General features: G+C 63.1%; 19 protein-coding genes. 3 read left to right on the top strand and 16 right to left on the bottom strand.

Features of this window, described 5'->3' with window-relative positions; all coding sequences use genetic code 11:
- The first annotated feature begins 175 nt into the window (after window positions 1-175).
- Window positions 176-2,494 carry a hypothetical protein gene (locus tag P9M14_18385; GenBank protein MDP8257719.1) on the top strand — a complete coding sequence of 773 codons (2,319 nt, stop codon included), beginning with the start codon at window positions 176-178 and terminating at the stop codon, window positions 2,492-2,494.
- Between the two features lie 12 nt (window positions 2,495-2,506).
- Here P9M14_18385 and P9M14_18380 read toward each other — a convergent pair whose 3' ends face one another.
- The 5 genes from P9M14_18380 to P9M14_18360 are packed head-to-tail and all read right to left on the bottom strand — an operon-like array spanning window position 2,507 to window position 5,882.
- Window positions 2,507-2,896: a hypothetical protein gene (locus tag P9M14_18380; GenBank protein MDP8257718.1), complete on the bottom strand. Its 390-nt coding sequence runs from the start codon at window positions 2,894-2,896 to the stop codon at window positions 2,507-2,509.
- Window positions 2,897-2,946: 50 nt separating this feature from the next.
- On the bottom strand, window positions 2,947-3,612 hold the full coding sequence (locus tag P9M14_18375) for a hypothetical protein (protein MDP8257717.1): 666 nt from the start codon (window positions 3,610-3,612) through the stop codon (window positions 2,947-2,949).
- Between the two features lie 38 nt (window positions 3,613-3,650).
- Window positions 3,651-4,472: a hypothetical protein gene (locus P9M14_18370; protein MDP8257716.1), complete on the bottom strand. Its 822-nt coding sequence runs from the start codon at window positions 4,470-4,472 to the stop codon at window positions 3,651-3,653.
- 22 nt (window positions 4,473-4,494) lie between these two features.
- Window positions 4,495-5,259 (bottom strand): DUF1571 domain-containing protein, encoded by a 765-nt coding sequence (locus P9M14_18365; GenBank protein MDP8257715.1) that lies wholly within the window; start codon window positions 5,257-5,259, stop codon window positions 4,495-4,497.
- Window positions 5,256-5,882 (bottom strand): TetR/AcrR family transcriptional regulator, encoded by a 627-nt coding sequence (locus tag P9M14_18360; protein ID MDP8257714.1) that lies wholly within the window; start codon window positions 5,880-5,882, stop codon window positions 5,256-5,258. The genes P9M14_18365 and P9M14_18360 overlap by 4 nt, the downstream gene beginning before the upstream one ends.
- A 126-nt stretch (window positions 5,883-6,008) precedes the next feature.
- Between P9M14_18360 and P9M14_18355 the strand changes: the two genes are divergently transcribed.
- Entirely contained in the window at window positions 6,009-6,920 is a 912-nt protein-coding gene (locus P9M14_18355; protein MDP8257713.1) for a carbohydrate kinase, read from the top strand.
- 10 nt (window positions 6,921-6,930) lie between these two features.
- Here the strand turns inward: P9M14_18355 and P9M14_18350 are convergent, their stop codons facing one another.
- From P9M14_18350 to P9M14_18300, 11 genes are all read right to left on the bottom strand, one after another.
- Window positions 6,931-7,758 carry a carbohydrate ABC transporter permease gene (locus tag P9M14_18350; GenBank protein MDP8257712.1) on the bottom strand — a complete coding sequence of 276 codons (828 nt, stop codon included), beginning with the start codon at window positions 7,756-7,758 and terminating at the stop codon, window positions 6,931-6,933.
- Window positions 7,758-8,636: a sugar ABC transporter permease gene (locus P9M14_18345; GenBank protein ID MDP8257711.1), complete on the bottom strand. Its 879-nt coding sequence runs from the start codon at window positions 8,634-8,636 to the stop codon at window positions 7,758-7,760. The genes P9M14_18350 and P9M14_18345 overlap by 1 nt, the downstream gene beginning before the upstream one ends.
- Before the next feature lie 13 nt (window positions 8,637-8,649).
- Complete coding sequence (locus P9M14_18340; GenBank protein ID MDP8257710.1) at window positions 8,650-9,966, bottom strand: ABC transporter substrate-binding protein; 1,317 nt, start codon at window positions 9,964-9,966, stop codon at window positions 8,650-8,652.
- The gene (gene ugpC / locus P9M14_18335; protein MDP8257709.1) at window positions 9,963-11,075 is read right to left on the bottom strand and encodes a sn-glycerol-3-phosphate ABC transporter ATP-binding protein UgpC; all 1,113 of its coding nucleotides are present in this window, start codon (window positions 11,073-11,075) and stop codon (window positions 9,963-9,965) included. Before ugpC ends, P9M14_18340 begins: the two co-directional genes overlap by 4 nt.
- 4 nt (window positions 11,076-11,079) lie before the next feature.
- Window positions 11,080-12,444: a hypothetical protein gene (locus tag P9M14_18330; GenBank protein MDP8257708.1), complete on the bottom strand. Its 1,365-nt coding sequence runs from the start codon at window positions 12,442-12,444 to the stop codon at window positions 11,080-11,082.
- On the bottom strand, window positions 12,441-14,570 hold the full coding sequence (locus tag P9M14_18325) for a cellulase family glycosylhydrolase (protein MDP8257707.1): 2,130 nt from the start codon (window positions 14,568-14,570) through the stop codon (window positions 12,441-12,443). The genes P9M14_18330 and P9M14_18325 overlap by 4 nt, the downstream gene beginning before the upstream one ends.
- A gap of 1,005 nt (window positions 14,571-15,575) precedes the next feature.
- Window positions 15,576-16,823, bottom strand: a complete 1,248-nt coding sequence (locus P9M14_18320; GenBank protein MDP8257706.1) for a glycosyltransferase family 4 protein — start codon at window positions 16,821-16,823, stop codon at window positions 15,576-15,578.
- Window positions 16,824-16,855: 32 nt separating this feature from the next.
- Window positions 16,856-18,349: a glycosyltransferase family 4 protein gene (locus P9M14_18315; GenBank protein ID MDP8257705.1), complete on the bottom strand. Its 1,494-nt coding sequence runs from the start codon at window positions 18,347-18,349 to the stop codon at window positions 16,856-16,858.
- On the bottom strand, window positions 18,346-19,404 hold the full coding sequence (locus P9M14_18310; protein ID MDP8257704.1) for a class I SAM-dependent methyltransferase: 1,059 nt from the start codon (window positions 19,402-19,404) through the stop codon (window positions 18,346-18,348). Before P9M14_18310 ends, P9M14_18315 begins: the two co-directional genes overlap by 4 nt.
- A complete protein-coding gene (locus P9M14_18305; protein ID MDP8257703.1) occupies window positions 19,397-20,662 on the bottom strand; it encodes an ABC transporter ATP-binding protein in 1,266 nt (421 codons plus the stop codon). Before P9M14_18305 ends, P9M14_18310 begins: the two co-directional genes overlap by 8 nt.
- On the bottom strand, window positions 20,659-21,423 hold the full coding sequence (locus P9M14_18300) for an ABC transporter permease (protein ID MDP8257702.1): 765 nt from the start codon (window positions 21,421-21,423) through the stop codon (window positions 20,659-20,661). The genes P9M14_18305 and P9M14_18300 overlap by 4 nt, the downstream gene beginning before the upstream one ends.
- Before the next feature lie 401 nt (window positions 21,424-21,824).
- Between P9M14_18300 and P9M14_18295 the strand changes: the two genes are divergently transcribed.
- Entirely contained in the window at window positions 21,825-22,841 is a 1,017-nt protein-coding gene (locus tag P9M14_18295; GenBank protein ID MDP8257701.1) for a YvcK family protein, read from the top strand.
- Window positions 22,842-22,907: the final 66 nt, after the last annotated feature.

Here is a 22,907-nt window from a genome sequence, read left to right as displayed (position 1 = left end):
AGCAGCAGCGAGCAGACCAACAACGTTGCGAGACAAAATCCGCGGAACTTGATTGACGAACCGATCATCTTGCGACACCTCCCTTGCGCGGCGTACATGCTCGCATCGTCTGTTGTCGATTTCAATGATCCAGCAACATGACTACAATCGAGAGATCATAACTTTCCGGGGATAGATGAGCGCCAACGCCCTGCAACTTCACGGCACAACGACGATCCGCGATCGCGCGGGCGACCTGCTGCGCCTCTGCCCACTGTACATCCAATGGGGCGCAGGAAAGGGAATTTTCCCCTGGCCGACCACTGGCGAGCGGCGCGTGGATCTGCCGCTGGGCAGCGCCGAACTAAATGTAGAGCAGCTCGAGGACGGCCTGGCCGTGGAGTTCGTGCTCAGCGTGAAGCGCGACGCCGATCTGGTCTGCGCCGAACTGCGTTACGACTGGCTGGCCGAGACTCCGGATTACGCCTGGGCCCCGCACATGCGGCCGGGTCCGGATTTGGTGATCGGCGAGATGGCGTTCCGTTCGCCGTGCCTGGTGCTCGGAACCAAAGGTCGCGGGGTGACCCTGGTGCCCGACGTACACCGACAGCCCGGCGGACCGCACGCATTTCTCGACTTGCAGCGCCGCGGGCTCTCGGGCAAGGCGCTGCTGGCCCACGGCCTGGCGCAGCAAGCGCCCTTCGGGCACATCATGTTCCGGCGCACGGGGCGCGCTGTGCATCTGCGATCCGGGAGCAAACTACGGCTGCGGCATTACATCATGCCCTGGAGAGGTGATCCGTTGCAGCGTGCCGCGAGCTTCACCTGGGAACGTCTCAGCCGCCGCGACTCGTTGCTGCCCCAGGTGCTGCCTTTCGAGCGCTACGAGGCGCTGGCCGTAGAACGCATCTTCGCCCCGGACCTGTATCACGAGCTCGAGGTCGATGGCCGCGAGGCCGCGTGCATGGCCACTCAGACCCTGACCGCGAAAAAACCGCCCGCGCTGATGAACGCGGGGCAGGTGCGTTCGTATTTGCGCAACCAGGATCGGTTGATCAAAGCCATGGGCGCGATACAATCCAGATTGTTCACCAACCGCGTGGGCTACAGGCTACTCACCGCGGTTCTGCACGCGGGCAAGCTCAAGGTCGTGCCGATGACCTCCTTTGCCTGCTGGTTCAACCAGGTGCGCACGGCATTGGGCTCGGCATTGCACGCCCGGCGCCTAGGCGACGCGGCCCTTGAGGCGCGCTGCACCAAGATCGTCGAACTGGCCCTGAGCGCGCCGACCGAGCACGGAGTGCCGCACTCGATCTGCCTGTTTCCCGAGGGCCAAGTGAGCTGGAAGCGCGGCACGCGCTCGTTCGAGATCATCGACAGCTTTCACCTGCCCGACGCGGCCGTGACCTGCTTTCATCTGTTGCAGTGGCGCGAACTGATCGGCGACGACCAGCGGATCCTGCCGCTGTGCCGCGGCCTGGCCCAAACGCTGATCGAGTGCCAGGCGGAAGACGGCTCGATCCCGGCCTGGGTCGACGTGGTCAACGATCGATTGGATCCGCAGGAGATCTTACGACGCTCGGCGTCCAGCGCCGCTCCGGCAATGCTGCTGGCGCGGCTCAATCGGGTGGAGCCCGAACAGCGGCTATACGACGCCGCGGCCGCAGCAATGGAGTTCATCGAGCGCGAGGTGCTGCCCCAGGAGCGCTGGTTCGACTACGAGCTGCTCTATTCCTGCGCCGGACGGCCGACCCCGGACCAGGGCCCGGACCGCTACACCGGCTGCCTGCCGCAGAACACGCTGTGCATGTATTGGGCGGCCCAGGCCTGCCTGGATCTGCACTTGGCCGCGGGCGAGGCGCGTTGGCTCGAGCTGGGCCGCCGCGTGCTCGATCGGCTGAGCCTCTACCAGCAGGCGTTCGACCACCCACGGCTGTCCATCGACAGCTTCGGCGGGTTCGGCGTGATGAACGCCGACGGCGAGCACAACGACGCGCGCCAGGGATTGTTCGCCCCGCTGTACTGCGATTACTACGCGGCCACGGGCGAGCCCGCACTGTTCGCGCGCGGCGTGGCCGCGTTGCGTGCGTGCTTCACCACAATGCTCGTCGAAGAGCATCGCGACCTGGCCCCGGGCAACATGCTGCGCTTCCGCCCAAGCGACCGCGGCGCGATCCTCGAAAACTACGCGCACAACGGCCGCGACCAGATGACCGCGGGCTACCTCTCGCCCGACTGGGGTTGCGGCACCAGCCTCTACGCCTCGGGCCTGGCGTTCGCACGCTTCGGCCAGGTCTACGTGGACCTGCCGCGACGCCGAGCGTTCGGCATTGATCTGTGCTCAGCCCAGATCGAGTCGCTGGAAGATGGGGTGTTGGAGTTGACTACATCGGGCGCAAAGCCGCGCGTTGTCTTGCTGCACGACCCGCAGTCCGAGGTGAAAACCATGCGCCTCAACGGACGCGAGCTTAAAAGCGAACAAGCCCCAAACATCGCTCGGCGCAGATATAGTTAAATTAAATCCGCGTTAGGGTTCCTGATCGCGCTGTTTGAGCGCGTCGAATAACTCGCCGGTGGAGATGTGGCGTCCCTGGCCCAGGGCTGGTTTGGGGTAACGCTCACCCTTGACCTTGATTGCGGCGTCGCCGACCTCGAAGTCGCGGTACACGTGCTGGGGCACGCGCGCGTGTACGCGTTTGCCCTGCTGGGTCTGGATTACCAGATAGCGCCGCTTGTATTGATTGCTCTGATCGAACCAGTGTCCCCATTTGGACTTGGTGACCTTCTCGACCACCGTCCCCTCGTAGACCTGGCCCTTATCGATCGCCGGACTGATAACGAATCCCCAACCCCCGAACACCAGCACCGAGGCAACCAACACGATCAGTGAGATCTTTCTCTTTCTGGTAATCTCCATTTCTCTGTCCCCCCAACCGGGATTATAACAAAACCGCTCGCCTTGGTCGGCTATTTAGTGCTCGGCGGTTGCAGCGGCAGCGGCGCTTTGGCGCAAAGCTCGAGCATCAGGCCCTTACCTTGGACGCTACGCTGGGCGTTCCACAGCGCTAGGTTGTTGCGCCGAATCAGCAGGTCGGCGTTGCTCGCGACGATCGGCCAGGGCGCGCGCACGATAATCGTCCCACCCTGCTTTCCGGCCGAGCTCTCGATGTAGACCTTGAGCGACAGCTCGCCGTCGGCCTGGGAATACTGAAGTTGTACCGGCTTGTGATTTTGATCGTTGAGCGCCATTTCGGCCAAAGCGCGCTGGGCCTTTGCGTAGTGCAGCGTGTAGTGGCCGTCCACCTGATCGGCGGAGGCCGGCGGTGCGCTGAGTCGCGGCCCGAACACGTCGTCGGGCAGGCCCCGGCCGCAGCTCACCAGGTTTTTTTCCGGCGTGTCGTCCTGCTTCATCTCGACGCAGGTCTGGTCGACCTTGGTCAGCAGCTGGGCATGGCCCATCGGCTGCTTATCCTTTTCGTACGACAGCCCGATCGCAATCAGCGTCACGTCGGCCGAGCCATCGGCGTTGATCTGAATCAGGGTGATCAGCTCCTGGGTGTCGAAGCACCCGGCGAGCAACAGACACAGCAGCACGGGCAGCAGCAGCAACAAAGAGCAGCGCTTGACAGGCATGGTTCTCCTCCCAAGCGCACAATATCGCGGCTAACGGCTCAGACCAATAGTAAATCCTTGGCCCAACGCTGCAACAGACCTCCGGGGCGGATGAAAACGACCAGGGTTATGATCGCGAATGCGCCCAGGCCGTAGCCCCAGCCCAGGCCGTGGATCAGCAGGCTGGCGATGATCGCGTTGGCCAGCGCACCAAGGAACACCACCTTGAGGATCTGCACGGCGATCGAGCCGATCGAGGCGTTGCGCACCAACGCCGGGTCGAGATCGTCCAGGGCGTAGCCGTTGATAATCCAGCGCCCCATCATCCAGAACATCACCGGCAGCATCACGATCCCCATCAGGTAGAGGGTGATCGCCACGTCGGAGATGAAGAACGCCGGGATATTGTACAGGCTCCAATTGGCGAACAACTCGTCGGTGGCCGAGAAGAAGCGCATGTAGCCCGTACCGTCCCAGCCGTGGACCAGGATGAAGAACATCAGGAAGTAGCCCAGCGGCATCTGCAGAAACGCCGCGTACTTGCGCCCCGCGTTGAGCAGCTTGCGCGTCACCCAGAAGCCGAGAATCCCCTGGGTAATGTTGGTGATCGCAAACAGCGCCACCATCCAGGCCCAAAGATCGCGGTCCCAGACGTGCATCGTCTCCCAACTGGGGAAGGCCCAGAGCAGCACGATCCCCGAGGGCGCAAAGAGCAGCGAGAGGTAGAGCAGGCTCGAAGTGAAAAAGCGGTTTTCCAGCAGCGGACGGCGCGGTGCGTCGGCCTCGACCTGGGCCCGGCGCTCATATATCAACTGCCGCGAGGCCGCCATGGCGAATCCCGCGCCAAAGGCGTAAGACCAGAATACGTCCACCTGAACCATTGTTGTTCTCCTTTAACCTGGATTACTCGGGAATGGCGAAGTCCGCGGTGGTCAGGCCGATGTTTAACTTTAGATCGCGTTGAATGTAGCGGCCGATAACCTGACCCTCCCAGCCGTAGAGCGTAACGTTGACCGGCATGCAGTCGTCCACGGTCAGGTAGACGTCGGCCTCGCGCGCCATAAAGCGCGGGTCGGGCTCGGGGTATAAAAAAGCGTGGATCCAAAACGACTCGCGGCCGCTGCCCTGCTCGATCACTCGGCCGTTATAGTGCGTGTCCAGGGTGCCCAGTGATCCGGCCAGCTCGCAGAAATGGCCGATGACGCAAACCAGGCTCGCCAGATCCGAATCGGTGACCACGAAGCGATTGGGATGGAAAAACTGGGTGAACTTGCTGTGCATGCCGTAGCGCTGCACGCCGATTATCGCGCGCCAGCCCACGTCCAGGGCCCAGAAGTGGTCCGGGTCGCGCTGCGAATCGTAGATCGCCCACATCCCGCGGCTTTCGCCGTCGAGCCACTCGAGCTTGACGCGGTGCGGCCGCATGAAGCTGACCTTGAGCGTCTCCTCGGGGTAGGGCTTGCCATCGAGCACCTCGTACTTGATGAACGTCGCGGTGTAATCCTGGACCTGCTCCAGATTGTATTCAAAGCAGGCGAAAAGCTGCGTCGGGTCCTTTGTGATCTGCTCCTCGTCGGGTAGATCGTAGGCCGCTGCCACCATTGGCAGCAAAGCCAGGCCGCAGACCGCGAGCAGAAAAGACAACCTTCTTAGTAGTGGATGCTTCATTGCGTACCGCCTATCCCGTCGAACATCATCCGGATTAAGGCCTCGAGCCAGGGCCCCTTGTCGCGCTGGCGGTTGGGCGAGCCCGAGAGCCGCTTGGCCGCCTCGAAGATCATCGCGTTGATCGCCTGGGCCGTGACCCGCGTATCCAGGTCGGGCCGCAAAAACCCTTTTTCCAGGCCGTTGAGCAGATATTGCTCGGTGAACCCGGCAAAGCCGTCCATCATCAGTTGCACGCGGCCGCGCAACTCCTGATCGAGTCCCAACGATTCGTAATGCACGATGCGCGACAGGCTGGCGTCGTCCAGAAAGAGGGTCATCAGCGACTCGCCGATACGCCGCACCTGGGCGCGATATTGTTCAAGATTTTCCGCGGCCTGGGGATGCTCGCCGAAGACCACCGCCGCCACCTGGCGCATGATCCGCTCCAGGATCTGCTCGAACACATCGCGCTTATTCTCAAAGTAGCGGTAGAACGTGCCGTGGCCCATGCCGATCTCGGCCGCAATGTCGGCGATGCCTGTCTGGTGATAACCCTTTTGCGCGAATACCTTTTGGGCCGCGTCGAGTATCTGGACCCTACGCTCTTGCTTGCGCCGCTGTGCTCGATCAGGCGTACTTTCCATTGCTCTTTCCAATAATCCCTGTAAAACAACCCGTTATAGCGGAATGACGTGTCATTCTTATGTTTCCAGAGCATCGATGTCAAGGAAAATAATCTCCTTCTTTCAAGCATGGGATATAATGCCGCTATGGTCGATCGACAACAGATTTACAGACCGCTGATCTTTGGCGAGGTGCTGTTCGACATCTTCCCCGACGGCCGCCAGGTCCTGGGGGGCGCGCCGTTCAACGTGGCCTGGCATTTGCGCGGCCTGGGGCTCGACCCGCTGCTTGTCTCCCGTGTGGGCAGCGATCAGCGCGGCGAGCAGATCTTGCAGCGCATGGCCGCCTGGGGTTTGGACGTTTCAGGCGTGCAGCGCGATGCACGCCGCCCCACCGGCGAGGTGCGGGTGCGGATCGAGCGCAACGAGCCGCACTTCGAGGTGCTCGAGGACCGCGCATTCGACCACATCGAGCTCGGGCCGATCGTCGAGCTCCTGGCTGATGCACAACCGGATCTGATCTACCACGGCTCGTTGGCCGCACGCAGCGCGGTCTCGCGCGCCACGCTCCATGCGCTGATCCGCGAACTGCCGGACGTACCGCTGTTCCTCGACGTGAACCTGCGCGCCCCGTGGTGGGAATCAGAACTGCTGGGACAGATGCTCGGCCGCGCGCGCTGGGTCAAGCTCAACCTCGACGAGCTGCAACGCATCGCGCCCGGACCCGGCGAGCCCGAGGCGCTCTGCCGCGAGCTGATGAAATCGCGCGCCATCGAGCTGGTGGTGCTCACATTGGGAGCGCACGGCGCGCTGCTTGTGCCAAACGATTGCGAGGTATTTAGCGCCGAGCCGCCGGGCGAAGTCGAACTGGTCGATACGGTGGGGGCAGGCGACGCGTTCAGCGCGGCGATGATCGCGGCCATCCTACGCCGCAAGCCGCTCTCCGAGGCATTGCAATCAGCGCTGTGCCTGGCCGCGCGCGTCTGCGCCATGCGCGGCGCCACCTCTGAAAACCGCTCGATCTATAACGGACTGTGCGCCGCAGTAGAAGCTTCCTGAATTATCCGGGCTAACCTTTAACGGATCCGGCCATCATCCCGCCGACAAAGTAGCGCCCCAGCAGCACGTAGACCAACAGCGTGGGGGCCGAGGCGATCAGCGCTCCGGCCATCTGCACGTTCCAGCGGCTGATCATGCTGCCGCCGAGGTTCTGCAGGGCCACGGTCACCGGCTGGGCGCGCGGGTCGCCCACCAGGGTCACGGCAAAGAGGAACTCGTTCCAAATGTTGGTGAACTGCCAGATCGCCACCACGGCAAACGCCGGCAAACTCACCGGCAGGAACACGTACCAGTAGATTTTGAGCAGGCCCGCGCCGTCGATGCGTCCGGCCTCGATCAGCTCGTCGGGCACTGTGGCGTAGTAGTTGCGGAAGATCAGCGTGGTGATCGGCACGCCGTAGATAACGTGTACCAGGATCAGCCCGAAAAGCGAGTTATAGAGTCCGATCTTGCGCATGAACAGCACCAGCGGGATCAGCACGCTCTGGTAGGGAATGAACATCCCGAACAGCACCAGGGTGAACAGCCACTCCGAGCCGCGGAACTTCCACTTGGAAAGGCAGTAGCCGTTGAGCGAGCCGACGATGCACGAGAGCAGCGTGGCCGGGATCGTCAGCAGCAGGCTGTTGAGTACTCCGCGCCACATCCGCGACCCGGCCTCGGCAAACCCCTCGAACGACAGCGCGCTGGGCAGCGCCCACATGCTCGAGCCCTGGGCGTCGGCCAGGCCCTTGACCGAGGTGGCGAACATCACGTACAGCGGCGTGATGAACAACGCGGCGGCCAGCCCCAACAAAAGGTAGGCCCACAGCGTACGGCCGCGCGCGACCTTCGCCATCAGCGGGCGTCCATCGACCTGGCGTAGACCAGGTAGGGCACGATCAGCAGCGCCACCATCAACAGCATCACCACGCCGATTGCCGCGCCGCGCGCCAGGAACTGGTTGGCGAAGGTCACCTCGAACATGAAGATCCCGGGCACGTCCGTGGCGCGCGCGGGCCCGCCCTGAGTCATCACGTAGACCAGGTCGAAGATTTTAAGCGAGATGTGCCCCAGCACCACGATCGCGCCCACGGTGATCGGCCAAAGCTGGGGCAGCAGCACGTGGCGGAAGACCTGGGCCTCGTTGGCCCCGTCAATGCGCGCGGCCTCGCGCTGCTCCATTGCAATGCCGCGCAGCCCGGCCAGATATTGGGCCATGGTGAACCCGGCCATCTGCCAGATCGCGGCCAGGGCCACGCAGGTCAGCGCCATTTTGGGGTCGGTGATCCAGCCCCAGTCGCTCACGTCGAATCCCAGGGCCGCGAAGATTCGATTGAGCCCGGACTGCGGGTTGAAGACCCAGACCCAGATCGTGCCCGTGACCACGAACGAGACCGACATCGGAAACAGAAACAGGCTGCGGAAGAACGACTCGCCGCGCAGCTTGCGGTCGAGCAGCACTGCCAGCAGCAACCCGAGGAACAGGTTGCCCGCCAGGAACAGCAGCGTGAACACGCCGGTGTTGACCAGGTCGCGCTGGAAACGATCGTGGTGCAGCAGCCGTTCGTACTGCTCGAACCCGACGAACTTCAGCTCGGGCGAGATGCCCTCCCAGTCGGTCATCGAGATCCAGCCCGACCAGCCGATGAAGCCGTAAACAAACAGCAGCAGCAGCAGGCACGAGGGCGCCACCAGCGCCAATGACAGCAGCCGGTCGCGCCGCGCGTGCCTCATCGCGCCCGCCGGATTACTCCGGCCTTACTCCGGCGTCTTTGGCAGCGGCCTCCAGCGCCAGGGCCGCGGCGTCCACGTCCAGCTTGTGGATAAAAACGCTCAGCTCGTCACTGAGCGCCGTGGCGAAACGCTCCTTGACCGCCGAGCCGTGGGCGCAGCTGGGCACCAATGTGTCCTTGGCAAAGTCGGACATAAAGCGCACGGCGATCTGGTCAAACTGGTCAGCCGGCGCGTCAACGCGCGCGGGGATCGAGCCCTTCTTGAGGTTGAACGCGGTCTGGCCCTCGGCCGAACCCACTACCTTAAGGAACTCCCGGGCCATCGCCGCGTGCGGCGCGTCCTTGGGGATGCCGAAGGTGTCGGTGATCACGATGAACATCCCGTCAGTGCCTGGGGAGGGGATCGCGCCGAAGTCCTGCCCGGGCTGCCACTGGTTGGTCATAAAATAGCCCTTGGCCCAGTCGCCCATCACGTTGAACGCGGCCTGGCCCGCCACCAGCTTGCCGCTGGCCTGATCCCAGGTCAGGGCCGCATGGTCGGAGTTGGCAAAGCCGACCATTTTGGACAGCGCCTGCAGCGCCCCTTTGACCCGCTCGTCGGTCCAGGCGATTTTGCCCGCGAACAAATCGCGGTAAAACTCGGGCCCGCCCACGCCGAGCAGCAGCGTCTCAAACAGGTGGGACACCGGCCACTTGTTGCGCGAGGAGAGCGCCAGCGGGGTCACACCCGCAGCCTTGAGCTTGTCGCAGGCGGCGAAAAATTCGTCGAGGGTGGTCGGCGGCTCAATGCCGTTGTCCGCCAGCAGCCGCGCGTTGTACCACAGCACGTTGCCGCGGTGGATGTTGGCCGGTACGGCGTAGATCTCGTTGCCCGCGCTGACGATCTGGATCAGGCCCGCGGGGAACTTCTCACGCCAGCCCTGCTCATCGTAAAGCGCGGTCAGCGGCTGCATCAGCCCCGGCTCGACCCAGGTGTGCAGCAGCTCCGCGCCACCGTGGACCTGAAACGAGTCGGGCGGATCGCCGCCCATCATCCGCGTCATCAGCACGGCCTTGGCGTTGGTCCCCGCGCCGCCGGCCACCGCGGCGTTGATCACCTTGACCTGCGGATGCATTGCGTTGAACTGGTCGACCAGCGCCTGCAACCCCTCGGCCTCGCCGCCCGCGGTCCACCAGGAAAAGAGAATCACCTCGGACTGGTCGGCCGCGGCCTGGGCCTCCTGCCCGGGCTCGGGCGCAACAGCCTGTTGCGGCTCGGACTTGCCGCAGCCCACCAGGGCCAACAGCGCGAATACCAGCAGGATTGATACCAACAAGCGAATGGTTCTCATTTTGAACTCTCCCCTTTGTCGAGAAGGTTGATTTCGGTTTGCGCGTCAAAGACCTTGAGCGCGTCGACCTCGGCGTGCAGGGTCAGGGTATCGCCGGGCGCTGCCGCGCGGTCGGGATCGGTTGTCGCGGCGAGCAGCAGCGGGCCGACCCGCAAATAGAGCACCACCTCGGAGCCCAGCGGCTCGACCACTTCCACCACTCCGCTAAAGACCGCGGCGGGGCGATCCGGACGCGGCGCGATCCGCAGATGTTCGGGCCGAATGCCCAGCACCACGCGGCGCTCCTGGCCCAGGGCGGCCAGACGTCCGTTGTCGGGCAGGACGATCTCGAGCCCCTCGGCGCGCAGTAGGCTGCCTTGGTCGGATCGGCTGATCGCGCCCGCGATCAGGTTGATCGGCGGGCTGCCGATAAACCCGGCCACGAACAGGTTGGCCGGTTGGTGGTAGATCTCAAGGGGCGGCGCGACCTGTTGCAGCACACCGCGGTGCATCACGGCCACGCGGTCCGCCAGGGTCATGGCCTCAATCTGGTCGTGGGTGACGTAGATGATCGTGGTGCCCAACGTGCGGTGCAGGCGTTTGATCTCGAGCCGCATCTGCACGCGCAGTTTGGCATCGAGGTTGGAAAGCGGCTCGTCGAACAGGAACGCCGCGGGCTTACGTACGATCGCCCGGCCCATGGCCACGCGCTGGCGTTGCCCGCCGCTGAGCTGCGAGGGCTTGCGTCCCAACAGCGGCTCGATCTCGAGAATCCGTGCGGCCTCGAGCACGCGCTGCTCGACCTCGCCCTTGGGATAGCCGCGCATCTTCAGGCCGAAGCCCATATTGCGGCGCACATCCATGTGCGGATAGAGCGCGTAATTTTGAAAGACCATCGCGATGTCGCGATCCTTGGGCGGCAGGTCGTTTACCTCGCGTTCGCCGATGCTGATCGCGCCCGCGCTGAGCTGCTCGAGCCCGGCGACCATTCGCAACAGCGTCGACTTGCCGCAACCCGAGGGGCCGACCAGCACCAGGAACTCCTGGTCGCGCACGTCCAGCGACAGCTCGCGCACCACCTCGTTGGAGCCGAAGCTTTTGGACACGCGGTCGATGCGGACCTGAGCCACGGCGTCAGAAGGCGATTTCGAATGCGCCCTGCACGTTCCACAGGGTCTCGGTGGCCTCGAGATCGATCTCGTTGGACAGTGCGGCCGCGGCCGCTCCGGGGAGCAGCGCCGAGCCCAGCACGGTCAGCGCGACGCTCTCGCCGTAGAGCTCGATGCGCGCACCCAGGTCCGTCTCGATCCCCAGTTCCGGGTCGTCGCCCACGTTGCGCTCCTGGAAAACCATGCCGTAACCGGCAACGGCGAACAGCTCCAGGCCGCTCACCGGCCGCCCGGTGACCTGCACGTCGCTCACCAGCAGGCCCGCGCCCTGAGCAGCGGCGCGCTCGTCGAGGTTGTCGTAGCGATCCTGCAGCCAATCCTCGGTGAGCAACACGGTGCGGCTGCGCGAGACCCCCGAGTAGTCAAAGGCGTTGTCCGTGAGGTTGTACGGATCGCCGTCGTCAGCGCTGAACGCCAACGCGCCGATGCGCAGCTCGAGCACGCGCCAGTCGGCGGTGAATCCCAGCTGCCCGGCTGCGGCCAGCAGGTCCACGTCGCGGTTGTCGATCCCGCCGTTCTCGAAAACTCCGGCCTGGCCCACCAGGTCGAGCTCAACTCGGAATGTCTCGTCGATCTGCCAATCCAAACGGATCAGCGGGTCCGCGTGCCAACGGGTGCGCTCGACAAGCGTGCGGTCCCAGACGAAGAATACGCCCGGCTCAAGGCTCAGGCCCGGGGCGAGCCTCTGCTTCGCACTGCCGAAGAAAACCCAGTGGTCGTTTTGGAAGTTGTTGCGGTTGGGGTCGAACCCGTCGTCGTCCGCGTTGTACTGCTGGTTGGGATCGCGTCCCTCGTAGGTCGTGTCGGGCACTTGGGCCGCGCCGAGTTGCGCCGTGCCCGACGACCAGCATCCGCTGAGCCAGGCCGTGCCCAAATAGCGGTCGAGCACCAGGCCCGTGGGGTCGTCCAGGTGGCGGTAGCCCGCGCCAATGCCAACGGGGATCCAAGGCAGGCCCACGTGGCCCCAGAACTGGCGCTGGCGGAAGACCGGACGCCCCTCGCCCGTGGCGTCGCCCTGGTTGGCGTCATTGCGGCTCCAGATGTTGTCGCCGATCTCCAGTTCGTATTGAAGCTCGATCGCCTCGTGCGGCTGCCAGATCATGCGCGGCCGAAACAGCGTGCTGATGTAGCCCACCTGCTGGCCGTTCTGGTCGTAAAGCTGACCCGTGGGGTCGAAGTCGCTGTCGTTCTGGTGGACAAAAAACGTGCGGAAGTCGGCGTGGATGATCGGCAGCAGCGCCGCCTGCTCCCCGTCGTCCGCCGCGGCAAAGGCCGGGATCGCAAGCAGTGTGCACAGAATGATCGCGCTGAGTGTGGCTGTACGGCTCATGACCGCCTCCCGTTCTCGCGCACGGCGTCTTCAAAGAAGAAGTAATCCCACTCGCTGTCGCCCGAGTCCTGGTAGGGCGGCCGGATGCGGATCGTGTGATCCACGTCGGGCGAGCCGTCGTCGATGTACCAGTAGAGCAGTTGCAGCTCGTGATCAAAGGCGCAACGACCGTCGGAGAGATAGACGTAGAAGCCCTCGGGGTATTGCAGCCGCGGAACGATGATCTCGGTGGGCGCGCTGGACTCCAGCGAATCCATCGCCAGGTAGTACTCGTGATAGGGGGTCGGCTGACCGGGGATCGGATCGTAGTAGTGGTGGTCGGAGTAGAAGTGCGTCTCCAGCGGCCGACCGGCTGAGAAGCGCGCATAGGGCCGGATGTAGGCTGTGGCCGAGCGGTACTGGCGATCCGGCCCGAGAATCGAGAAGTCCTCCTCGTTCCATCCGTCGCCGTTGAGCGGCTCATTCTCTGGGGAGTAGTTCCACATCGTGTGGTGCATCATCAGCGTCTCGAGCGCCTCGAAGTAGTTGTCGAGGATCTCGGTCGAGACCGCGTAGTTCTCGGCCCGCGCTTGTTCGATGCCGCCGAAGTTGAAGTAGGTGCCGAACTCGCCCAGCAGCACCGGCACGTTGCTCAGGTGCTCGGCCGACGAATCGATCACCGCCTGCAGCTTCTCGGTGTAGTCGCGGTACTTGACCTCGTCCACGGTGAACTCGCGCGGCGAGGCGTCATAGCCCAGGAAGGGGTAGATGTCGGCGTAATAGTGCGGGGCGAAGACCACCTGGTCCAGGCCTTCGGGTTTGAGCATTGGCGACCAATAGACGCCAATGTTGGCGTCGCCCAGCCCGATCGATTCCTCGATAAAGAAGATCGCGTCCGGATCCTGGGCCTGCATCGCCTGGCCGACCCGCTCGTGGAACGGCTGAAGGTAGTTGCGGTTGAAGCCCGAGTTGAGCGCGATCGAGGCGCCAAAGTCCGGCCGATAGGGCGAGCCCTCGGCGGCCTTGAGCGGGAATCCACCGGCAGCCAGCTTCTGCGCCGTGTCGGGCATGCGGCCGGAGTTGACGATGAAGTCACGGATCGACTGCACCAAGTCCGATGGCATGCCGCCCTGCAGCAGCTCGGCCACCGCCTCGTCGAGGACCACGTCGACCTCGGCGGGCGTCAGGTCGTGGCCCCCGCTCTCGAGCATCTCGCGGTAGGTGATGGCGTAGATCGTGAACATCAGGTAGAAGCCGCCGGGCTCGTTGAGAATGTCGTAGCCCATCACGTTGGGATAGTCCTTGACCCGCGTGACGACTTGCAGCCAGGCGTTGGTGAACGAGTCCTGCAGAAAGTCCTGGACGTTCTTGCCCTCGATGTACCAGTTGGGGTAGACCGAGCGCCCGGCGAAGAACACCGCCCAGCAGCGGTTGAGGTCGATCGATGTGAAGTAGTTCACGCCCCAAGGGTCGATCGCCAGCATGTCGTTGGTGTCGGCCGGGTCGTCCACATCCTCCGGGGGCATGCCCCACTCAGGTGAGGAGACGTTTTTGTCAAACAGCGGCACCTGCACCGCCCAACGCGGAGCGCCGTCGCCGCGCACCAGGTTGTTCAGCGGCTCGTCGGTATCCTGTGGCACGTCCAGGTCCATTCCGTCGAGCAGGTCCGAGTCGGTGTAGTACTTGGCCAGGTGCCGGGAGTATAGATCCTGGTGCATGTCCAGAAACACGTAGATGCCGTAGTCGTTGGCCTTGGACACGATCTGCTCGATGTAGTCCAGGTACTCGTAGTCGTATTGGCCGCTGGCCTCGGGCTCCAGCGCCTCCCAGATCACCAGCAGCCGCAGCACGTTGAACCCGGCGTCACGCAGCCGCGTGAAGTTCTCGTCGGCCTTCTCCAGGGGAAAGGGCTTGCCCACGTAAGAGATCGGGTTCTCGGTGGCCGGGAACTTGGTGGAGCCGCCGACATTGACGCCGTGGACAAACATGTAGCGGCCATGCGCATCTTTGAAATGCGTGCGTTCCACGTGGATCTGCGGCAGCGGCTGCGCAGCCTGCTCCGCCAGGTTGAAATCGTCAGCTTCACAGGCAACCAGCAACAGGCAAATTGCCAGCAATGCGACCGCGCTAGCGTGAATCAGACGCATTCGGTCCTCCTTGGACTGTTCATCTTTTATTAATCCAACAATGGTCAGGCGAGTGGTTCGACAACGAAATATATCAACATAATTAAAACGAGACCAGGGCTGGCGGCTATTAGCCGACACAAGGCGCGCATACCTCTCTGGTAGTAATCCAACGACCCGCCCCGCGCCCGGGCGGCTTAGAGCCGCCACAAAACTCGCGCAGTACGCTGGTCTTAATCCAACGACCCACCCCGCGTCGGAAGATCGGGGAGGTGGGGTAAAGATCGTTAAAACGATCTTTATGTGTAGGCTCGCCGGAAATCAGTTTGTTTTTTTGCCAAGCGCGACAGCTCGTTCAGCGCGTTCTCAAAGAAGTGTTGTTCATCGAGACAAAATATTCCGCACGATTATCGGTCATAGAACGTGGCTTGGCACATGGCACCGCAAACTGCGCGCATCAGTCCACCCTCGGATGAGAACGCGCGGAGCGAGCAATCGCGCTTCCGGCTTAGCGCTGATGCCCCGGCGAGCAGGTGGGTGTGGGGAGGCGGCGCGATGGCGCAGCCATCGCGCCGCCGTCTCTCCTCCCCCGCGCTCGGCAAAAATCAGTTTGAGATTTTTCCTACTAAGCTCAAAGGCGATGCAATTGTGTGCGCGGGGGGTTGATCAGCGGGTTCTCATCCGAAAATAGGACTGACCAGCGTTATTGGCAAAGCGGGACACTGGGTGCGTCCGCCAGTAGATGAAAAGAAGTCTTAACCTGTCTCGATTAACTGGGCGCCTTTGAGAACCCGCTGAGCGAGCCCCCGTGCGAACCAGACGACTATCTCGTCAGATCTTAGACCGGCAATCTGAAAAGAATCTCAAACTGATTTCAGCCGAGCGCCTACCCAATATTGTTTTTCAACAATATTACCCCTCCCCCGCCATTCCCCGTTGCGGTAGATCGAGGACGGATCGGGGAAGATGACGCGGTTATTGCGAGCAGGTTGTGCGTCGCAGCAGAAGCCTCGTGAATAATACGCCCTAGCAGGGGCGGCCGTGCTCGATCACATTCTGGATGCAGCGATGGAAGCGCTGGCCCACGGCCTGCCAGGTGAACTTCTCGAGCACCCGCTCGCGTCCCTGGCGGCCCATGGTCGCGGCCAGTTCGCGGTCCTGCAGCAGCTTGACCACCGCGTCGGCGATCTGCTGCTCGTCCAGTGGGTCGACCAGGATTCCGCTGACGCCGTCCTCCACCGCGTCGACCACGCCGCCCGAGCGTCCGGCGACCACCGGCTTGATGCAGGCGTTGGCTTCTAGAAACACGATGCCGAAGCCCTCGACGTCGCCGCCGGGCACCTCGCGGCAAGGCAGCAGGAACAGCTCCGAAGCGTTGTAGTACTGCGGCAACTCCTCGTCGGGCACGAATCCGGCAAAGACCACGTGCTGCTCCAATTTGCGTTCGGCCACGATCTTGCGCAGGTCCTTTTCGTAGGGGCCGCGTCCGACGATCAGGTAGATTGCGTCGGGCACGCGCTCGAGCACGCGGCCAAAGGCGTGCAGCGCCTTGTCCATTCCCTTGCGCCGGATCAGCCGCGAGATCGAGACTACAACCCGTTTGCCCTCGAGCCCGTGGCGCGCCAACACTTCGCCGGCGCCGGCCTCGGGGGTGAACGCCTGGGGGTCGACGCCGCAGTAGGTCATGCATAAGCGTTGCTGGTCCACGCCCACGGAGCGGATCATCTCCTCGGTAAATTCGCTGATCGCGAACACGCCGTCGGCCTTACGGAAGGCCGCGGCCCGCACCGCGTTCTCCGCACGTTCGACTAGGTTGGCCGTCAGGTTGCGCAGAGCCTTGCTCCAGGGCAGGCCCCGCACCTTGCGGCGCCTGTAGGGCGCGAGTTCCAGGCCGTAGCCGACCATGCAGAACTTGATCCCCATCCAACGCGCCAGCAGCAGGCTGACCAGGCCGAAGATCCGCCAATGGAAGCAGACGATGCACTCGATCTTGTTCTCGCGGATCACGCGCCGGAACAACCGCATCGAGCTGAACATGTTGCGCAGCTCTTGCAGCGAGGCCTTGATCGTCTTGTTCATCGGCGCCAGGGCGAAGTCTGTGCGGTAGATCGGAAACGGGCTGGTCTTGTCGAATTCGCGCCAACCCTCTACGCGCGAGGCAACGAAATAGACCTCGTCCACCTCCTTCTGCAGCGAGCGGGCGACCTCAAAGGCGAAGGTCGAAATCCCGCCGTCTTTGGGACGAAAATCGATGGAGCACCCGAGGATTCTCATAGGTAGACTTATCTAACCTGCCTTGCCGCTGATCACGAAGCGGCCCCTGAGGCGACCTCCGCATAGATTCGCTCCCAGGCGGCAGCCACCGCCCCGGGCGAGTAGTTTTCCAACACGCTCTCGTGCCCGGCCCGGCCCATCTTCAGCCGTCGCTCGCTGTCGAGCATCAGCTCGGCCACGGCATCGAGCAGGGCCTGTTCGTCCCCGGGCTCGACCAGCAGTCCGGTGCGGCCGTGCTCGATGGTCTCGAGAAATCCTCCTTGTCTGGAGGCTACCACAGGCCGCTCGAAGAACATCGACTCCAGGGGTACCCGGCCGAACGGCTCGGGCCATCTGGTGAAACAGACCGTTAAATCCGCATCCAGGTATGCCTGGTAAAGATCCTCGCCTGTCAGGAATCCTGCGAAGCGAATATATGCTGAAGCGCCAAGCAATTCAATTTCTTTGCGCAGTTGCGGCTCGTAGCCTCCGCGGCCCACGATCACCAGTTCGGCGTCCGGGACCTGTTTGCGCAGCTTTGGCATGATGCGGATCGCGTGGTCGATCCCCTTGTGGCGCTGGAGCATGCCCACCGAGAGCACGGTGGGCACCTGGCTGCGCTTGGTCATCCGCTGCTTGGCGTTTTGCATCTTGTCGATCTCACCCACGGCGTTGGGCACTACCTGGGCCTGCACTCCGGCCTCGCGCTCCATCAGCGATTGCAGAAACGCGCTGGTGGTCACGACCTTGCTAAACTGCGCCAGGCAGCGCAGCCGATACTCGCGGTTGTGCTCGAACACCTTGCGCAGCAGCGGCCGCATCGGCCGCGGCACGGTCGCCAGGCAGGCCATGTCGCATTCGGTGCAAGGCCGCTCGCCCACGTGGCCGATGATCACCCGCCGCGGGCAGACGAATTTCATGTCGCGGATCATCGCCACCGCGGGAAACGGCAGGTCCAGCTCGGCGTAACGCATGATGCTGCGTTGGTTGTCGGCGTGCACCACGTCCGGCTCGAGCGCCTCCACGGTGCTGCGCAGCTCGTCGATGCGGATAATGCGGTCGAAGTCTTCGTCCAGGCATTCGATGTTCTCGCGCGAGCGGAAATAGGCCACGCAGTTGGTGCAAAACAGCGCCAGCTTGAGCGCGAACGAGGTGTGCGTGCGCTTGAACAGGTACTTAACGTGGGCCTTTATCGCCGGCCAGATCCGCTTGAGCGGCCAGGGCGAAAAGCGGTCGAACCAGGCCAGGATCCGCTGCTCGCGCCGCCAGATTTTGCCGCGCCAGCCCGTGGGGCGGTCGCGGGCCCAGGGCACGACCACCGGCACGCGCGGCAGGGGGAAGCGATGATCGTAGCGGCTGGGCACCCTGGTCACCGGCACGCCGTCGATCTGCTCGTTGACGACCTGCTCGTGCTGCTCGGTGAGCGCCACCACCTGCGGCTCGATCCCCGGCCGCAGCTTGAGCTCGTTGACCAGGTGAAACAGGCTGATCTCGGCGCCGCCGACCACGTCGGGCGGGTAGCGGTCCGAGATAAAGGTCAATTTCATGCAGGAGGCTCGACGGGCCTGCTCGCGCTGACGCTGATGTCGTTGGGCCGCAGGGCGTGGCGCACCAGGAAGCTGACCACCTCGTTGTCCCGATTCAGCACGCTTTGCACGTTGACGACCTTATCGACCAGTTTGTTGTGGTTGGCAATGAACTCCTGCCGCGCCTGTTGCAGACCCTCGAAGGTCTCGAGGATTGCCTCCGACAGTTGTTGCTGGCTGCGCGCCAGGGACAGCAGTTGGGCGTTGGTGCGTTCGACCAACTGTTCGAAGGCCTGGGCCGACGCGAGGTGCAACGCGGCGCAGTCCTGCTCGAGCCTGGAAACGCCCAGCCAGCGACGCACCAGCCGCGCCAGCGGTCCGTGTCCCACCAGCGGTTTCTGGCGCTCGGGGATCGCGATCGGCTCCAGCGCCTTGGCCGGCTGCTCAATCCGACGTACGCGCGGCGAGGGGAAACGCTTGTCCGAAAAGCGTTCGGGCCGCTGGCTGTCGACGCTGACTCCGGGCACCTGGATATAGGCGCTCTCGGGCAGCTCCTGGGACTGCACGTCCTCGAAACCGGCCTGCTCGAGAAAGAAACCGATTAGCTCGGCGGGGTAGAAGCGCTCGTGGGTGTAGTCGCGGTAGAATATCTCCAGGTGCTGAATCAGCGAGCGCACGTTGGGCGTCACGATCAGCACCAGGCCGCCGGGCGTCAGCACGTTGTGAATTTTACGGCACAGCTCCAGGGCGTCTGTGGACCGGTGATGCTCGATCAGGTGCGAGAGGAATACGCCGTCGAATTTCCGATCGAGCCGGTCCAGCCCCTCGAGCGCGGACCCATGCAGCGCCTCGAATCCGCGGCCGCGGATCTCCTCGACGAAATTTTGGTCGAGGTCGATTCCCAAGCCCTCGATCTCCGCCTCGGCCAGCAGATCGAGAAACACCCCTTGGCCGCAGCCCAGATCGAGCACGCTGCGACAGCCGTGCTCCCTGAACGCCTCGAGAAACTTGCGCTGGTATTCGCGGTAATCGTCAGCCTTGGTCCTGCGCAGCTTGACGTCGTAATCCTTATACATTCTGGACCACCTCGAACTCGGCGCGCAGATCGACCTCGCCGGCAAAGGGATAGGGGTTGGCCACGTTGAACGAATACTCGCGCTCGATCCGATCGTAGACCAGCGAGTCGTCGTTGTAATCGTGAGCCGCCACGGTCAGCAGATACTCGCCCGCAGCCATGGCGAACGAGGGAATAATAAAATCGACTGCGCCGGTTCCCGCGATCGAATCGATGCGCTTGTCCAGATTGCGGGTATTGGTGCCGTAAACGCGCACCCGTTTGAGATTGTGGAGACTGATGCCGAACACCGGGTCGGCCACCGGTTGCTCGGTGCTGTAGTGCAAGCGGATACGCAACGGGTCGCCCGAGCGAAACGCCTCGCGCTCGTTCCCGTTTTTATCTAAAAAGCAGACCCGCTCAATGCGCAACGGCCCATTGCCCCAGCGCTTGGGTACGGTGATATCGATCGGCTTGGGCGCGGATTTATCCTCTGCGCACGGCTCTTTGGTCCCCTTGGCCGCAACCTGCTGCTTGCGCTGCTCACCCGCGCGGTAGATATAGAGCTCCAACGCCTGCTCGGTGTCGCCGTCGAAGATCAGCTCGCCGCTCTCCATCACCAACGTACGATCACAGAAGCGTCGCACCGCGCCGAAGTCGTGACTGACGAACAAAATCGTGGTCCCCGCCTCTTTGAAGCGCCCCATCTCCTTGAGGCATTTTTGCTTGAACATGAAGTCGCCCACGGCAAACACCTCGTCGAGCATCAGGATATCGGGCTCGACCTGGATCGCCACGGAGAAGGCCAGCCGCGCCTTCATGCCCGAGGAGAAGCTCTTGAGCTTGGCGTCGCGGAAGCGCTCAAGCTCGGCGAAATCGAGGATGCGCTCCACCCGCTGCTCGGTCCAGGACCGCGACATGCCCAGGTAGCCGCCGTAAAGAAAGATGTTCTCCACAGCGGTCAGCTCTTTGTGGAGGCTCATCCCCAGCTCCAGAAGCGGGCTGACCTTGCCCTCGACCCGCAGATTGCCCGAGGTCGGCCGCAGGATGTTGGCCAGGATCTTGAGCAACGTGCTCTTGCCCGAGCCGTTGCGCCCCACCAGCCCGACGGTCTCGCCGCGCTCCACGCTGAAACTCACGTCGCGCACCGCGTAGAACTTCTCGTCCTCCGAGTGCGCCCTGCCGCGCATAAAGGTCTCGATCCGGCCCCGCCGGGTGGCCTTGTCGGTGTGCGGGATGACAAAGGCGCGCGAGACGTGGTCGACCTGGATCACGCTCATACGTAATCCCCGAAGCGCGGCTCGAGCTTGGTAAACAGCAGGTTGGCTGCGATGAACAGCACCAACACCAGGGCCACGAACGGCCAGAACCAATGGTCGATGTAGTTGGCCTCGGGGAACACCACGTGGCGTGTGAAGTGAATGATCCGCGCCATCGGGTTGAACAGGTACAACCCGCGGAACCGCTCGGGGATGAAGTCCACCGAGTACAGCACCGGACTGAGGTAGAAGCCCATGCGGATCACGATGTTCCAGGTATTCTGCAAATCACGCATTCGCAGGTTCAGCGGGGCCAAGAACAGGCAGATCGTGTAGATCACCACGAACTCGAGTAAAAACAGCGGCACCAGCCACAGCAGTCCCGGCCGGAAGTCCAGGCCGAAGATCAGCCCCATCACCAGGAAGATCAGCATTTCAAAACAGGCCATGAACAGCGTGGTCAGACAGGCCGAGAAGACCATCACCTTGCGTGGGAAATAGATCTTTTTCAGAATGTCCGAGCGCCCGACCAGGATGTTGATCCCGCTGTTGGTGCCGCGCGAGAACAGCTGCCACTGCACCAGCCCGATCAACAGGAAAAGCTGGTAGTTATCGATCTGTATGCGCACGATGCGGGCGAAGATGACGTACATAATCGACATCATCGCCAACGGTTCGAGAATCACCCAGACGAAGCCCAGGGTCGAGTTCTTGTAGCGCAGCTTGAAATCGCTGACCGAGATCTCGCGAATCAGGTTGTAGTAACCGGCCAGTCCGCCCATGCGTACCTTTCCTCTTGCCCGCAGTATTATTCAGCCTCGCGTCGCGCCGGCTTTGAGCCAGAGCAAAGCCGTAATACCGAGGACAAGCCCCGCGTCGCGGCGAGGGTCATTGGACCACGCCCTTGGTTCGCTCGCGAGTTTTGCCGTGGCTCTAAGCTGCTACTATACACGCAACTTCAGCGCCGCAAAACCGTCCTGTTAATCGACACAAGCCGCACAACGAATGGTAATCACCCATGTCGATAGGTAATCATCCCGGCCTGTCCGCAGTGGGTCGTCATCAGACAAGTCCATAAAAATTCAACGTATTCGTTGTTGGTACGTTTCATGCTTTATTAGGTATCCGGATAAGGTATGACATGGCCGCGCAATTTGCGGCCGGGATTCCTGGGGGGCATCGCATGGCAGTGGTAAAGGATCGTCCTAAATCAATTGTGACAATCGGCGGCGGGCACGGCCAGACAAACATGCTGCGCGCCCTAACGATGCTCGAATGCGAGATCAGCGCGATCGTGGCTGTCTCGGACGACGGCGGATGTTCGGGACATCTGCGGCGCAAGTACAACATGCCGCCGCCGGGCGACATCCGGCGCTGCCTGACCGCCCTGGCCCAGCAGCGCGGCATCGCCGAGCTGTTTGAATCGCGCCTAAGCTGGGAGTCGATGGGCCAACGCTCGTTTGGCAACATGATCCTCTCCGACGTGTTCGACAACGTCGAAAACCTGCAGGTGGTCTCGGACATCATGGCCGACTGCCTGGACTGCCGCGGCAGAGTGCTGCCCGCCAGCCTTACGCCTTGCACGATCTCGGCCCGCGACCAAAGCGGCAAGGTGGTGGTCGGCGAGACGCGCATCGCTCAGTCGGGCATCAAACCGCACCGAATCGGCGCCCTGAACAACCAGCAGGCCAACCCGCACGCAGTGCAGGCACTGGCCGCGGCCGACCTGATCATCGTCGGCCCGGGCAGCTTCTACACCAGCGTGCTCCCGCCGTTCACGATCCCCGGAATCGCCGAGGCCTTTGCCCTGAGCCCGGCGCGGCGAGTGCTGATGATCAACCTCGCCGAAGAGGGCAAACAGACCGAGGGCATGCGGATCTTCGACTACTTCGAGTCCTTCACCGCGCACCTGGATCTGGCGGTGGGCCGCTCGATCGACACCGTGTTGGTCGACGCACTGTCAATGGACCGCTCCGTGGTCTGGCTGCCCGAAGCGGTCAAGACCATGGCCGCGCACCTGCGCCGAGCCTCCGACCCGGCAAGCCACGACCCGCTGCTCACGGCGCGGGCCCTGGGCCGCTGGTTCGATCTGCCGTTCATCGGCGAGTTGGGACTGCCTGCTCCGCAACCGCAGGTCGCACAGCCGAGATTCGACAGACCGCACGGGCCGCTGATGGAGCATCCTTTCAGCCTGAGCTAACACCCTCGCCCTGAAGCCCGGCGCCCCTCGTCCTTGACAGAAGATGCGCCGGGCTTGCCTTTTGGT

It is taken from the genome of Candidatus Alcyoniella australis (assembly GCA_030765605.1).
Taxonomy (GTDB): domain Bacteria; phylum Lernaellota; class Lernaellaia; order JAVCCG01; family Alcyoniellaceae; genus Alcyoniella; species Alcyoniella australis.
Note: the sequence above shows the minus strand (reverse complement) of the source record. Positions and strands in the feature narration are given on the sequence as shown.

Coding starts and splice junctions, on each gene's coding strand:
- P9M14_18350 (MDP8257712.1), bottom strand. CDS start 7,758: ATGGCGAAGGTCGCGCGCGGCCGTACGCTGTGGGCCTACCTTTTGTTG.
- P9M14_18310 (MDP8257704.1), bottom strand. CDS start 19,404: ATGTATAAGGATTACGACGTCAAGCTGCGCAGGACCAAGGCTGACGAT.
- P9M14_18325 (MDP8257707.1), bottom strand. CDS start 14,570: ATGCGTCTGATTCACGCTAGCGCGGTCGCATTGCTGGCAATTTGCCTG.
- P9M14_18345 (MDP8257711.1), bottom strand. CDS start 8,636: ATGAGGCACGCGCGGCGCGACCGGCTGCTGTCATTGGCGCTGGTGGCG.
- P9M14_18360 (MDP8257714.1), bottom strand. CDS start 5,882: ATGGAAAGTACGCCTGATCGAGCACAGCGGCGCAAGCAAGAGCGTAGG.
- P9M14_18305 (MDP8257703.1), bottom strand. CDS start 20,662: ATGAGCGTGATCCAGGTCGACCACGTCTCGCGCGCCTTTGTCATCCCG.
- P9M14_18375 (MDP8257717.1), bottom strand. CDS start 3,612: ATGCCTGTCAAGCGCTGCTCTTTGTTGCTGCTGCTGCCCGTGCTGCTG.
- P9M14_18370 (MDP8257716.1), bottom strand. CDS start 4,472: ATGGTTCAGGTGGACGTATTCTGGTCTTACGCCTTTGGCGCGGGATTC.
- P9M14_18295 (MDP8257701.1), top strand. CDS start 21,825: ATGGCAGTGGTAAAGGATCGTCCTAAATCAATTGTGACAATCGGCGGC.
- P9M14_18365 (MDP8257715.1), bottom strand. CDS start 5,259: ATGAAGCATCCACTACTAAGAAGGTTGTCTTTTCTGCTCGCGGTCTGC.
- P9M14_18355 (MDP8257713.1), top strand. CDS start 6,009: ATGGTCGATCGACAACAGATTTACAGACCGCTGATCTTTGGCGAGGTG.
- P9M14_18320 (MDP8257706.1), bottom strand. CDS start 16,823: ATGAGAATCCTCGGGTGCTCCATCGATTTTCGTCCCAAAGACGGCGGG.
- P9M14_18385 (MDP8257719.1), top strand. CDS start 176: ATGAGCGCCAACGCCCTGCAACTTCACGGCACAACGACGATCCGCGAT.
- P9M14_18330 (MDP8257708.1), bottom strand. CDS start 12,444: ATGAGCCGTACAGCCACACTCAGCGCGATCATTCTGTGCACACTGCTT.
- P9M14_18300 (MDP8257702.1), bottom strand. CDS start 21,423: ATGGGCGGACTGGCCGGTTACTACAACCTGATTCGCGAGATCTCGGTC.
- P9M14_18315 (MDP8257705.1), bottom strand. CDS start 18,349: ATGAAATTGACCTTTATCTCGGACCGCTACCCGCCCGACGTGGTCGGC.
- P9M14_18380 (MDP8257718.1), bottom strand. CDS start 2,896: ATGGAGATTACCAGAAAGAGAAAGATCTCACTGATCGTGTTGGTTGCC.
- P9M14_18340 (MDP8257710.1), bottom strand. CDS start 9,966: ATGAGAACCATTCGCTTGTTGGTATCAATCCTGCTGGTATTCGCGCTG.